We start from the raw sequence: 13,516 nt of genomic DNA on the forward strand, positions 1-13,516 counted from the left end.
TTTAAGATGCTACCAAGCTATCTAAATGGAGTCGGCGTGAATATCGAAAGAGAAGGCGTGTCAGTGAACAGTGAGATGTTCCGGGAAATCGGAGACATCAATCTGGCCTACATGTTGTTGGCCCAGAAGCTGGTCAAGCAGGACAAGGCCGCGGCGATGTTCCGCCTGGGCATCGGCGACGAGCTGGCCGACCTGCTGGCCAACATGACCCTGGCCCAGATCGTGAAGCTGGCGTCCTCGAACCTGCTGCTGTGCAGCTTCCGCCTCGAGGACAACCCGATGTTCGCGGTGATGGGGCAGCAGAAGGACGGTGCCCTGCAGCAGGCGCACATGTCGATCCTGATGGCGGCGCGCCAGCAGACATCGGTTCGCACGACGGGGGTTGCATGAGCGCGAAGACCGTCCTGGGCGAAGTCAAGGAAGTCAAGCTCGCCATCGAATTGATTGCCCTGGGTGCCCGTCTTCAATTTCTCGAAGCCGAAGTTAAATTGAGCCGTGAGCGGCTGATCAAGCTCTACAAGGAATTGAAGGGCGTTTCTCCGCCAAAAGGTCTTTTGCCTTTTTCGACGGATTGGTACATGACCTGGCTGGCGAATATTCATTCGTCGATGTTCTACAACATTTACCGATTCATGATTGTCCAGGCAAAAGAATCGAAACTCCAGGCGTTGATAAAGAGCTACCGGCTTTATCAGGAACAAAGCGAATATCAGGGCGGTGAAGTGGTGCTCGATTTCACCCGCGCCTACACGATGGTGCGTTTTTTCGACAGCGACATGCTGCAATTGAATTCCTGCAGCCGTTGCGGCGGGCAATTCGTGGCGCATGCGCATGACACCAAGAGCGGGTACGTGTGCGTGCTCTGCCGTCCGCCGTCGCGCGCCGGGAAGGCCCGTCCTCCCAAGCGTGTCGCTGCGGACGCGATGGTGCCGGTGCCCCATGCCCTGGATCGCTCCGGTTTTGGTTTGCCTTTGAACAGCGGCAGCGTGCATTGACCATGGTCCGCGCCGCCCTTCCCATTAATTGATCTAGATGCCTCAGGGCGAAAGGGGGCGCGTGTGCTCGTTCTTCTCGGTTATCTCGTTGTGGTCGGCGCCGTGTTCGGCGGGTATGCCCTCATGGGCGGCCACTTCGGTGTGCTGTTCCAGCCCATCGAAGTGTTGATGATCTGCGGCTCTGCCCTGGGCGCTTTCATTGCCGGCAACAACGGCAAGACGATCAAGGCCACGGCGCGTGAATTGCCCCGGCTTCTGCGCTCGTCCAAGCACAACCGCCAGCTCTACATGGACCTGCTGGCCCTCCTGTATGAATTGCTCGCCAAGGCACGCAAGGAAGGGATGATGAAGCTGGAATCGGATGTGGAAGACCCGAAGGGCAGCGAGATCTTCGGGCGCTATCCCACCATCCTGTCGAACGCGGAGCTGATGGAGTTCATCTGCGATTACCTGCGCCTGGCCATCAGCGGCAATACCGACCCTTTCGAGATCGAGGCACTCATGGACCACGAGATCGAGACGATCCGCCACGAGGCCGAAGTGCCTTCGCACAGCCTGTCCCGCGTGGGTGACGCATTGCCCGCCCTGGGCATCGTGGCCGCCGTGCTGGGCGTGGTGCATGCGCTGGCCTCGGCCGACCTGCCGCCCGCGGAAATGGGCGCCCTCATCGCGCACGCCATGGTGGGCACCTTCCTGGGTGTGCTGCTGGCCTATGGCTTCGTCACGCCGCTGGCGACGCTGATCGACCAGCAGGTCGAGGAGAACATGAAGACCTACCAGTGTGCCAAGGTCACGCTGCTCGCGAGCATGCACGGCTACACGCCGCAGCTGGCGGTGGAATTCGGCCGCAAGGTGCTGTTCTCGACCGAGCGTCCGTCCTTCACCGAACTCGACTCGCATGTCCGCGACGTCAAGACGCGCTGACCGGGACGGGCACGGAGTTTCACCATGAGCGCCGCCAAGGAAAGCCGTATCGTCGTCAAGAAGGTCATCAACGTGGCCGGGGGCCACCATGGCGGCGGCTGGAAGATCGCCTACGCCGACTTCATGACGGCCATGATGGCGTTCTTCCTGGTGATGTGGCTGCTGTCGATCGCGACCCCCAAGCAGCGCGAGGGCATCGCCGAGCACTTCAAGATGCCGCTGAAGGTGGCGCTGGCCGGCGGCGACCGCAGCGGCATCAGCGACAGCGTCATTCCCGGCGGCGGCGATGATCCCACGCGCGTGAAGGGCGAGGTCAACAACGCCGAGACGCAGAGCGAGGACGAGATCGACGCGCAGCGGCTGGCCAGCATGAAGGAGCGCCTGGACAAGATGCTCGAGAGCAGCCCCGTCTTCAAGCAGTTCCGCTCGCAGATCCTGATCGACATCACGAACGAAGGCCTGCGCCTGCAGATCGTCGACAACGAACGCAGCCCGATGTTCGACCTGGCCAGCGCCAAGGTGGTGCCGCACATGCGCGCCATCCTGCGCGAGATCGGCCCGATGCTGAACGACCTGCCGAACAAGATCACGCTGACGGGCCACACCGACGCCTTCAACTACACCAACGGCGACCGGGCCTACGGCAACTGGGAACTCTCTGCCGACCGCGCCAATGCCTCGCGCCGCGAACTCATGACCGGTGGCCTGGCCGACGGCAAGGTGATGCGCGTGATCGGCGTGGCCGACACGATGCACCTGGACAAGGCCGATCCGCGCAACCCGATCAATCGCCGCATCAGCGTGATCCTGCTCAACCACCGGACGCAGGCGCAGATCGAGCGCGAGAACGCCGGCAGCGCGAACCCGCTGGACCTGAAGAAGGCACCGCCGACGGCGGCGCTGGCGTCATCCCTTCCGGCGAACGTCAAGACCGTCGCATTGCAACCGGCCTCTCCAACGAAATAGACCACAGCGAGCCTCAGCGTCGTTGGCACGGTGCCGACGGCAGGGGATAAAAAATGGACCTCAGTCAATTCACGCAAGCATTCTTCGTCGAAGCCATCGAACTCCTCGCACAGATGGAGCAGTTGCTGCTCGAGCTGGATCTCGAACAGCCTGACAACGAACAGCTCAACGCGATCTTCCGCGCAGCCCACTCGATCAAGGGCGGGGCCGCCACGTTCGGCTTCTCGGCGCTGACGGAGACGACCCATCTTCTTGAAACCCTCCTGGACCGGGCGCGACACGGGCAGTTGCGCCTGAGCGGTCCCATGATCGATGCCTTTCTGGAAACGAAGGACGCCTTGCAAGAACAACTCACCGCCTACCAGGCCAATCGGGAACCCGAGGCCGACATGGTCGCGCACATCTGTGGCGTGCTTCAACAACTGGCCCGCGAGAACAGCGATGCCGCCGCGGCGGCCGCGTCTGCGGCATCGCCCGCGCCGGCATCCGCTCCCGCACCTGCGGTGGTGGCCGCCGCGCCTGCACCGGCCGAGCCGGCAGCTGCGGCGGGTGGCGACGGCGCCTTGCGCATCCGCTTCTCGGCCTTGCCCGACAGCGAGTGCGAGTTGCTGCTCGGCGAGTTGACCAACCTCGGCACGGTGCGCTCGAAGACCCGCAGCGGCACCGACCTGACCGTGATGCTCGAGACCACCTGCGAGCCCGACGCGATCATCGCCGTGTGCTGCTTCGTGATCGACGATTCGCAGATCGTCATCGACCGCGCCGGCGCCGAGCCGGCCCCGGCCGAGGCACCCGTTGCCAGCGCCCCCGCTGCGCCGGTGGCCGTGGCTGCGGCGCCTGCACCGGTGGCCGCAGCACCGGCCGCCGCGGCGGCGGCAGCCGCCGGCACCAAGGAATCGAGCTCGATCCGCGTCGACGTGGAGAAGGTCGACCAGCTCATCAACCTGGTGGGCGAACTGGTGATCACGCAGTCGATGCTCACGCAGGCCGCCACCATGCTCGACCCCGTGGCCTACGAGCGCTTCCTCAGCGGCCTGGGCCACCTGGAGCGCAATGCACGCGACCTGCAGGAATCGGTGATGTCCATCCGGATGATGCCGATGGACTACGTCTTCAGCCGCTTCCCGCGCGTGATCCGCGACGTGAGCGCCAAGCTGGGCAAACAGATCCGCCTGGACACCTTCGGCAAGGAAACCGAGCTAGACAAGGGCCTGATCGAGCGCATCGTCGACCCGCTGACCCACCTCGTGCGCAACAGCCTCGACCACGGCATCGAGACGCCCGACGTGCGCGTCAAGAACGGCAAGGACGCGACCGGCCAGCTGCTGCTGTCCGCACAGCACCACGGCGGCAACATCGTGATCGAGGTGAGCGACGACGGCGCCGGCCTCAACCGCGAGAAGATCCTGGCCAAGGCCCTGCAGCAGGGCATGCCGGTGAGCGAGGCGATGTCCGACGACGAGGTGTGGCAGCTCATCTTCGCGCCCGGCTTCTCGACCGCCGAGCAGATCACCGACATCTCGGGCCGCGGCGTGGGCATGGACGTGGTCAAGCGCAACATCCAGGAGATGGGCGGCCATGTGGAGATCCAGTCGCGCGGCGGCCGGGGCACCACCACCCGCATCGTGCTGCCGCTCACGCTGGCCATCCTCAACGGCATGTCCGTCAAGGTGGGCAGCGAGGCCTACATCCTGCCGCTGAGCTACGTCATCGAATCGCTGCAGCCGCTCGAGGAGCACCTGCACTCGATCACGGCCGACGGCCACGTGATCAAGGTGCGCGGCGAGTACCTGCCGATGATCGAACTGCATCGCGTCTTCGACGTGGCCGGCGCCCAGACCAAGCCCACCCAGGGCATCCTGGTGATCGTGCAGGCCGATGACTCGCGCTTCGCGCTGATGGTCGACGAGCTGCTCGGCCAGCATCAGGTCGTGGTGAAGAACCTCGAGACCAACTACCGCAAGGTGCCGGGCATCTCGGCGGCGACGATCCTGGGCGACGGCAGCGTGGCCTTCATCATCGACGTGGCCGCCATGCCCCGCATCCAGCGCGCGCAGGCGGCGAGCCTGTCGGCGCTGGCGACCGCATCGCGCACGGCATCGGCCGCGGCCTGAGGCCGCGCACCGACGCCGACCGCCACCAGCGAGCAACAGGGAACACGAGGAACCGCCATGCGTTTCGATTTTTTCAGGCGTTCCGAACCCCAGGACGAGACGGTCGACAAGCGGCCCCTCGACGACGTGAAGCTGCCCACCGCGACGCCTCGGGTGGCGAGCGATCCGGGCGAGGCGCCCGGGCACATCGTCCATGCCATGCTGCTCGACAGCCGCAAGCGGACGGTGGGCTACCGCCTGGCCTGGCGTGTCACCGGGGCGCCGTCGGGGCAGGGCGGCATGGCCGGCTTCAAGCCGCTGCTGCGTGCGATCTCGCAGCACCTCAACGGCGACGGCCGTGCCTGGGCCCTGGACGAGATGGAGCTGTTCGTCGACGCGACCATCGAGTCCCTCTTCGCGAGCGAGCTCCAGGCGCTGCCGGCGGAACGCATGGTGCTGTGCATGTCGCTGCAGGACCTGTCGGATGCGGATGCGCGACCGATGCTGATGTACCTGCGCGAGCAGGGCTTCGGCTTCATGCTGTGCGGCACGTCGGAGTTCCCGGAAGACCCCGAGCTGCGGCGCATCGTCACCCACATGGACGTGGGGGCGGTCAACCCGCTGGTGCTGGCGCGGATGAGCGAAGGCCCGGACCCGCTGCGGGTGCAGTGGATCGCCACGCGCATCCACGACCTCGGCGACCTCGACGCGAGCGCGAACTTCCACATGAAGGCCTTCGTCGACGGCGGCTTCCCGCTGCTGCCGGTGGGCCAGCTCGTCGATGCGCTGCAGCCCGATGCGCAGCTGATCGTCAAGCTCATGCGCATGATCCATCGCAACGAGGACACGCGCGAGATCGAGGCGACGCTCAAGCTCGACGCGCGCCTGACCTATCGGCTGCTGCGCCACATCAATTCGCCGGCCATCGGCGGCGGCGTGGAGATCCATTCGCTGCGGCACGCGGTGTCGATGCTCGGCTACACGCCCATGTTCCGCTGGCTGACGATGCTGCTGGCCAGCAGCCACAGCACGGCGGGCACGCCCTACATGACGAAGAAGGCGATCATCCGGGGCCGCTTCGTCGAGCTGCTCGGCCAGGGCCTGCTGCCACCGGCCGAAGCCGACAACCTCTTCGTGGTGGGCATGCTGTCGCTGATCGACCAGCTGCTGGGCGTGCCGATGGACGAGATCCTCGGCCACGTCCATCTGCCGATGCCGGTGCAGGACGCGATCCTGCGGCGCAGCGGCGTGTACGGCGCCTTCCTCGCACTGGCCGAGAGCTGCGAGTCGGACGGTGCGCTCGCCGCCGAACTCTCCGAAGAACTTTTCCTGAGCCAGGACCAGGTGAACGACGCGCATCTCACGGCGCTGGCCTGGGCCCAGGACGTGGGGGCCGGCGCGGACGTGGCCTAGGCGGCGTTGCATGAAAAGCGCGGCTTTGGCCTCTCTGATCGGACGCTCGCATCCATTGAACGCCAGGTACATTGAATCTCACCACCCGAGGCACCCTTGAGCACCGAATTCACCTTCACCGACAGCGATTTCGCCAAGGTCCGCACGCTGATTCATCGCCGTGCGGGCATCGCCCTGGGCGACCAGAAGCGCCAGATGGTCTACAGCCGCCTGTCGCGACGTCTGCGCGAGCTCGGTATCCCTGAATTCGCGACCTACCTGGCCATGCTGGAGGCCGGCAACGACGAGGGCGAGTGGCAGGCCTTCATCAATTCGCTCACCACCAACCTCACCTCCTTCTTCCGCGAAGCCCACCATTTCCCGGTGCTCGCGGAGCATGTGAAGAAGGCGCGCGAGCCGGTGACGATCTGGTGCGCGGCCGCCTCCACCGGCGAAGAACCGTACTCGCTCGCGATCACGCTGATCGAGGCCCTGGGCGAGCAGAAGGCCGCCTCGGCGCGCATCATCGCCACCGACATCGACACGGCCGTGCTGCAGAAGGCGGCGGCCGGCGTGTTCACGCTCGAACAGGTCGAGCGCCTGTCGACCGAGCGGCTGCGCCGCTTCTTCAACAAGGGCACCGGCGCGAACGCCGGGCGTGTGCGCATCCGGCCCGAAGTGGCGCAGCTGGTGAAGTTCTCGCGCCTGAATCTGCTCGACACGTCGTGGGCGGTGAAGGAACCAGTCGACGCGATCTTCTGCCGCAACGTGATGATCTATTTCGACAAGCCGACGCAGAACAAGATCCTCGAGCGCTTCCTGCCGCTGCTCAAGCAGGGCGGGCTGCTGTTCGCCGGGCATTCCGAGAACGCGTCGCTGGTGAACCAGAGCTTCAAGTCGCTGGGCCACACGGTGTATTCGGTGGTGCGCACGAAGAGCGCGGTGCCGGCATGAGCCCTTCGGCGTCGAGTGCGCTGGCCAGCCACCACTACTTCGACCGCGATCTGAATCAGATGGCGGTCAAGTTGCTGCCGGCGGAGTACTACGTCACGACCACCAACACCGTGCTGAGCACGGTGCTCGGCTCGTGCGTGGCCGCCTGCCTGCACGACGTCGACAGCGGCATCGCCGGCATGAACCACTTCATGCTGCCCGAGGACAGCGACCGCACCGCACGCAATGCCCGCGAATCGATGCGCTACGGCACCTATGCGATGGACGTGCTGATCGCCGAGATGCTGCGCGCCGGCGCGCGGCGCGAACGGCTGCAGGCCAAGGTCTTCGGTGGCGGCGCCGTGCTGGCGAACATGACGACGCTGAACATCGGCGACCGCAATGCCGACTTCGTCCTGCGCTACCTCGCCGAGCAGCACATCACGGTCGCGGCGCAGGACCTGCGGGGCCCGCACGCGCGCCGCGTCTGCTTCGTGCCGGCGACGGGCAAGGCCAGCGTGCGCAAGCTGCGCGCGCAGACGGACGTGCAACTGGTCCAGCGCGAGGAAGGCGAGCTGCTGCGACAGATCGTGGCGCCGCGCGTACTGGGCACTGACAAACCCACAGCCACGGCCACGCTGTCCGGGGCCAGGAACAAAGGAAGACTGTGAGCACGAACAAGATCAAGGTCCTGTGTGTCGACGACTCGGCACTGATACGCAGCGTGATGACCGAAATCATCAACAGCCAGCCCGACATGACGGTGGTCGGCACCGCGGCCGATCCGCTGGTGGCGCGCGACCTCATCAAGGTCACCCACCCCGACGTGCTCACGCTCGACGTCGAAATGCCGCGCATGGACGGGCTCGAATTCCTCGAGAAGCTGATGCGCCTGCGGCCGATGCCGGTCGTGATGGTGTCGTCGCTGACCGAGCGCGGTTCGGAGATCGCGCTGCGCGCGCTCGAACTGGGCGCCATCGACTTCGTCACGAAGCCCCGCCTGGGCGTGCGCGACGGCCTGCTCAACTACACCGAACTGATCGCCGGCAAGATCCGCACGGCCGCCAGCGCGCGCATCATCGCCGCGCGCCAGCCTTCGGCGAAGCCGGCCGACGCGCCACAGGAATCGCTGCTGCGCAGCCCGCTGCTGAGTACCGAGAAGCTGATCATCATCGGCGCCTCCACCGGCGGCACCGAAGCCATCCGCGAGGTGCTGCAGCCGCTGCCGCCCGACTCGCCGGCCGTGCTCATCGCGCAGCACATGCCCGGCGGCTTCACCAAGTCCTTCGCGCAGCGGCTCGATTCGCTCAGCCGCATCCACGTGAAGGAGGCCGAGCACGGCGAGCGCGTGCTGCCCGGCTACGCCTACATCGCGCCCGGCGGCTTCCACCTGTCGCTCGGCCGCAGCGGCGCCAACTATGTGGCGCACCTGGACCAGGAGCCGCCGGTGAACCGCCACCGCCCCTCGATCGACGTGCTGTTCGACTCGGCCGCCAAGCACGCCGGCAAGAACGCGATCGGGATCATCCTGACGGGCATGGGCAAGGACGGCGCCGAGGGCCTGCTGCGCATGCGAAAGGCCGGCGCCCACACCCTGGCGCAGGACGAGGCGAGCTGTGTGGTGTTCGGCATGCCGCGCGAGGCGATCGCCATCGGCGCCGCCGACGAAGTGGCGCCCCTGGGAGAAATGTGCCGACGTGTGCTGACCCATCTGCGCACCTTCGGTGAGCGGACCAACCGTGTTTGATGAATGACTTTGTGGAGTGAAATATCGTGATTGACAAGAGCATCAAGATCCTGGTCGTGGATGACTTCCCGACCATGCGGCGCATCGTGCGCAACCTGCTGAAAGAGCTGGAGTTCCTCAACGTCGACGAGGCCGAAGACGGCGCCGCCGGCCTCGAGAAGCTCAAGGGCGGCGGCTTCGGTTTCGTCGTGTCCGACTGGAACATGCCCAACATGGACGGTCTCACGATGCTGCAGACCATCCGCGCCGATCCCGCGCTGTGCAAGCTGCCGGTGCTGATGGTGACCGCCGAAGCCAAGAAGGAAAACATCGTCGCGGCGGCCCAGGCCGGCGCGAACGGCTATGTGGTCAAGCCCTTCACCGCGGCGACGCTGGAGGACAAGCTCACCAAGATCTTCGAAAAGCTCGCCAAAGAGGCCTGATCATGTCCACCCAAGCGCTGGAAACAGCAGACCACCACAACACGGCCGAAGAACTCCTCGGCCGCATCGGGCATCTCACGCGTCAACTGCGCGATGGGTTGCGAGAACTGGGCCTGGACAAGCAGGTCGAGAAGGCGGCACAGGCCATTCCCGATGCCCGGGACCGTCTGAGCTACGTCGCCGCCATGACCGAGCGCGCCGCCCACCGCGCGCTCAACGCGGTCGACGTGGCGCAGCCGCTGCAGGAAGACCTGGCGCGCAGCGCCAAGGACCTGACCGCACGCTGGGACGAATGGTTCGCCAACCCGATCGAGCTCGACCAGGCGCGCGGCCTCGTGCAGGACACGCGCGGCTACCTGGGCGCCGTGCCCGAGAAGGCCAGCGCGATCAACTCGCAGCTCATGGAAATCCTCATGGCGCAGGACTTCCAGGATCTGACCGGGCAGGTGATCAAGAAGATGATGGAAGTCGTCAACGACGTGGAGACGCAGCTGCTCCAGGTCCTGATCGACAACGTGCCGGCGGACCGCCGGCCGGTCGAGCCGACGGCGGCGAGCCTGCAGAACGGCCCACAGGTCGTGGCCGGCAACCCGGACGCGGTGAGCGACCAGTCGCAGGTCGACGACTTGCTGGCGAGCCTGGGTTTCTAGGCGGGAGAGCGGTGGCCGCCCCGGGTTTTCGGGCGGCTCATTGTGCGAGAAGCGGGGGGTTCGGGGGCTTGATCGACCGATTGTTTCGGACGACTGAATTCAATAATTCAGTCATGTGCAAGGCGCGATTCGCGCATGCCGGTTCGGAGCAAGAATGGCTGAGGAAAGCGATCTCGAAAAGACAGAATCCGCCTCCCCGCGGCGCCTGGAAAAGGCGCGTGAGGATGGCGATGTCGCCCGCTCCCGCGAGCTCGTGACCCTGGTGATCCTGGGGGCGGGCATCTCCGGGCTCTGGCTCACCTCCGGCTCGCTGGGCACGACCTTCGGCGGTGCGCTCCAGCACGGCCTGCAGTTCGACCGCAAGTCGGCCTTCGATGCGTCCCACATGCTGACCCAGACCGGGTCGATGGTGCTGGAGGCGCTCCTGGCCATCGCCCCGTTCTTCGGCATGATGATGCTGGCCGCGCTGGTCGGGCCGATCATCCTGGGCGGCTGGCTCTTCTCGACCAAGGCCATCGCGCCCAAGTTCAGCAAGCTCAACCCCCTGGCCGGCATCGGCCGCATGTTCTCGACCCAGTCGCTGGCCGAGCTGACCAAGGCGCTGGCGAAGTCGCTGCTGGTCGGCGTCGTCGCCTGGTGGGTCATTTCGGGCCACGTCGGCGACATGGTCGCGCTGATGGGCGAGCCGGCGCATCGTGCGTTGCCGCACGCCATCCGCATGGTGGCGGTCGACTGCGCCGTGATCGCCGCCACGCTGGTCATCGTGGCGATGATCGACGTGCCCTACCAGCTCTGGAGTCACGCCAAGAAGCTGCGCATGTCGCGCGAGGACCTGCGCCAGGAACACAAGGAGAGCGAAGGCGACCCGCATGTCAAGGCGAACATCCGCCGCATGCAGCAGCAGACCGCTAAGCGCCGGATGATGGCCGAGGTGCCCAAGGCCGACATCGTGGTGACCAACCCGTCGCACTTCGCGGTGGCGCTGAAGTACCGCGATGGCGACATGCGCGCACCGCGCGTCGTCGCCAAGGGCAGCGACCTGGTGGCCCAGCGCATCCGAGAACTGGCCAAGGAACACAACGTGGCCGTGCTCGAGGCGCCGCCACTGACGCGTGCGCTCTTCAAGCACACCCGCCTGGGCGACGAGATTCCCGCGGGCCTGTACACGGCGGTCGCCGAGGTGTTGGCCTGGGTCTACCAGCTCAAGCGCTGGAAGGACGAGGGCGGTGATGCACCGCGCACGCCGAGCGACCTGCCTGTTCCCTCCGAGCTTCAATACAACGTGAGCGCCGCATGAATTCACTCGCCGGACTGATGCGCCTGCCCAAGGGCATGCTCGACATCAAGCAGTTCAAGGGGCTGATGGGCCCCATCCTGGTCATGCTCATCCTGAGCATGATGGTGCTGCCGCTGCCGCCTTTCCTGCTGGACCTGCTGTTCACCTTCAACATCGCGGTCTCGATCATGGTGCTGCTCGTGAGCATGTACACCATGAAGGCGCTCGACTTCGCCGCCTTCCCGGCCGTGCTGCTGTTCTCGACCCTGCTGCGCCTGTCGCTCAACGTGGCGTCCACGCGCGTCGTGCTGCTCGAAGGCCACACCGGACCCGACGCGGCGGGCAAGGTGATCGAGGCCTTCGGCCACTTCCTGGTGGGCGGCAACTTCGCTGTCGGCGTGATGGTCTTCATCATCCTGGTGCTGATCAACTTCATGGTGATCACCAAGGGCGCCGGCCGTATCGCCGAGGTCGGCGCACGCTTCGCGCTCGACGCCATGCCCGGCAAGCAGATGGCGATCGACGCGGACCTCAACGCCGGCCTGATCGGCGAAGACGTGGCGCGCAAGCGCCGTGCCGAAGTGGCGCAGGAAGCCGACTTCTACGGCTCCATGGACGGTGCCAGCAAGTTCGTGCGCGGCGACGCGGTCGCCGGCCTGCTGATCATGATCATCAACATCATCGGCGGCCTGGTCGTCGGGATGCTGCAGCACGGCCTGGATTTCAAGACCGCCTCGACCACCTACACGCTGCTGGCCATCGGCGACGGCCTGGTGGCGCAGATCCCGGCGCTGATCATCTCGACCGCGGCCGGCGTGATCGTCTCGCGCGTCGCGACCGACCAGGACGTGGGCAGCCAGCTCACCGGCCAGCTGTTCTCGAACCCGAACGTGATGTTCCTCACGGCCGGCATCGTCGGCCTGCTGGGCATGATCCCGGGCATGCCGAACCTCGCCTTCCTGCTGATCGCGGGGGGGCTGGTCTGGATGGGGCGAAAGGGCCTTCAGCGCAAGGCGGCCATCCCCACGCCCGAGCAGGTGGCCGCCGAGCAGGCCGCGGTGCAGACCCAGAACCCCGACACGGCCGAAGCCACCTGGGACGACGTCGCGCTGGTCGATCCGCTGGGCATGGAAGTGGGCTACCGCCTGATCCCGCTGGTCGACCAGTCGCAGAAGGGCGAGCTGCTCGGCCGCATCAAGAGCATTCGCAAGAAGATCGCACAGGACATCGGCTTCCTGGTGCCGGTGGTGCACATCCGGGACAACCTCGAGATCAAGCCCAACAGCTACATCGTGAGCCTCAAGGGCGTGGAGATCGGCCGCGGCGAAGCCTTCCCGAACCAGTGGATGGCGATCAACCCGGGCCAGGTCTCGGGCACGCTGGCGGGCACGCCGACGCAGGACCCGGCCTTCGGCCTGCCGGCGGTGTGGATCGACGGCAGCCTGCGCCAGCAGGCGCAGATCCTGGGCTACACCGTGGTCGATGCGTGCACCGTGATGGCCACGCACCTGAACCACCTGATCCAGACCCACGCGGCCGACCTGCTCGGCCGCCAGGAAGTGCAGCAGCTGCTCGACCAGATCAGCAAGACCGAACCCAAGCTCACCGAGGACCTGGTGCCCAAGGCGCTGTCGCTCAGCACGCTGCACAAGGTGCTGCAGAACCTGCTGGAAGAGGACGTCTCGATCCGCGACATGCGCACCATCCTCGACGTCATGGCCGAGCACGCGCCGACCGTCAAGGACGCGACCGAACTCACCTCGCTCGTGCGCCTGGCCCTGGGCCGCGCGATCGTGCAGCAGCTCTTCCCGGGCGACTCGGAAGTGCAGGTCATCGGCCTGGACGGCTCGCTCGACGGCGTGCTGCAGCAGGCCATGAGCAGCAACAGCGGCATCGAGCCCGGCCTGGCCGACAACCTGCTGCGCCAGGCGCAGGCCGCCATCGCGCGCCAGGAGCAGATGGGGCTGGCCCCGGTGCTCGTGGCGCAGCACGGCCTGCGCGTGCTGCTCGCCCGCTTCCTGCGGCGCAGCCTGCCCCAACTCAAGGTGCTCTCCCATTCGGAGATCCCTGACACCCGCAACATCAAGATCACCGCCACCCTTGGAGGAAGAGTTTGAC

General features: G+C 66.1%; 13 protein-coding genes. All 13 read left to right on the top strand.

Going from position 1 to position 13,516, the window contains the following annotated elements; translation table 11 throughout:
- Window positions 1-57 precede the first annotated feature (57 nt).
- The 13 genes from flhD (at window position 58) to flhA (ending at window position 13,515) form a co-directional block, all read left to right on the top strand.
- Window positions 58-390 carry a flagellar transcriptional regulator FlhD gene (gene flhD, locus N8A90_RS18485; RefSeq protein ID WP_262076476.1) on the top strand — a complete coding sequence of 111 codons (333 nt, stop codon included), beginning with the start codon at window positions 58-60 and terminating at the stop codon, window positions 388-390.
- A complete protein-coding gene (flhC, locus tag N8A90_RS18490; protein ID WP_262076477.1) occupies window positions 387-995 on the top strand; it encodes a flagellar transcriptional regulator FlhC in 609 nt (202 codons plus the stop codon). Before flhD ends, flhC begins: the two co-directional genes overlap by 4 nt.
- A gap of 63 nt (window positions 996-1,058) precedes the next feature.
- Window positions 1,059-1,919 (top strand): flagellar motor stator protein MotA, encoded by an 861-nt coding sequence (motA, locus tag N8A90_RS18495; RefSeq protein WP_262076478.1) that lies wholly within the window; start codon window positions 1,059-1,061, stop codon window positions 1,917-1,919.
- 24 nt (window positions 1,920-1,943) lie between these two features.
- A complete protein-coding gene (motB, locus tag N8A90_RS18500) occupies window positions 1,944-2,885 on the top strand; it encodes a flagellar motor protein MotB (RefSeq protein ID WP_262076479.1) in 942 nt (313 codons plus the stop codon).
- A gap of 53 nt (window positions 2,886-2,938) precedes the next feature.
- A complete protein-coding gene (gene cheA, locus N8A90_RS18505) occupies window positions 2,939-4,999 on the top strand; it encodes a chemotaxis protein CheA (protein ID WP_262076480.1) in 2,061 nt (686 codons plus the stop codon).
- A gap of 57 nt (window positions 5,000-5,056) precedes the next feature.
- Window positions 5,057-6,391: an EAL and HDOD domain-containing protein gene (locus tag N8A90_RS18510; protein ID WP_262076481.1), complete on the top strand. Its 1,335-nt coding sequence runs from the start codon at window positions 5,057-5,059 to the stop codon at window positions 6,389-6,391.
- 96 nt (window positions 6,392-6,487) lie between these two features.
- Window positions 6,488-7,324 carry a CheR family methyltransferase gene (locus tag N8A90_RS18515; RefSeq protein ID WP_262076482.1) on the top strand — a complete coding sequence of 279 codons (837 nt, stop codon included), beginning with the start codon at window positions 6,488-6,490 and terminating at the stop codon, window positions 7,322-7,324.
- A complete protein-coding gene (gene cheD / locus N8A90_RS18520) occupies window positions 7,321-7,974 on the top strand; it encodes a chemoreceptor glutamine deamidase CheD (protein ID WP_262076483.1) in 654 nt (217 codons plus the stop codon). Before N8A90_RS18515 ends, cheD begins: the two co-directional genes overlap by 4 nt.
- Before the next feature lie 56 nt (window positions 7,975-8,030).
- Entirely contained in the window at window positions 8,031-9,050 is a 1,020-nt protein-coding gene (locus tag N8A90_RS18525; protein ID WP_410087708.1) for a chemotaxis response regulator protein-glutamate methylesterase, read from the top strand.
- A 26-nt stretch (window positions 9,051-9,076) separates the two neighbouring features.
- The gene (gene cheY / locus N8A90_RS18530; RefSeq protein WP_262076485.1) at window positions 9,077-9,472 is read left to right on the top strand and encodes a chemotaxis response regulator CheY; all 396 of its coding nucleotides are present in this window, start codon (window positions 9,077-9,079) and stop codon (window positions 9,470-9,472) included.
- A gap of 2 nt (window positions 9,473-9,474) precedes the next feature.
- Complete coding sequence (cheZ, locus tag N8A90_RS18535; RefSeq protein WP_262076486.1) at window positions 9,475-10,122, top strand: protein phosphatase CheZ; 648 nt, start codon at window positions 9,475-9,477, stop codon at window positions 10,120-10,122.
- Window positions 10,123-10,276: 154 nt separating this feature from the next.
- Entirely contained in the window at window positions 10,277-11,419 is a 1,143-nt protein-coding gene (gene flhB / locus N8A90_RS18540) for a flagellar biosynthesis protein FlhB (RefSeq protein ID WP_262076487.1), read from the top strand.
- Window positions 11,416-13,515 (top strand): flagellar biosynthesis protein FlhA, encoded by a 2,100-nt coding sequence (flhA, locus tag N8A90_RS18545; RefSeq protein ID WP_262076488.1) that lies wholly within the window; start codon window positions 11,416-11,418, stop codon window positions 13,513-13,515. The genes flhB and flhA overlap by 4 nt, the downstream gene beginning before the upstream one ends.
- The last annotated feature ends 1 nt before the right edge of the window (window position 13,516 follow it).

The sequence above is a fragment of the Variovorax sp. N23 genome (genome assembly GCF_025486315.1).
Classification (GTDB): Bacteria; Pseudomonadota; Gammaproteobacteria; order Burkholderiales; family Burkholderiaceae_C; genus Variovorax.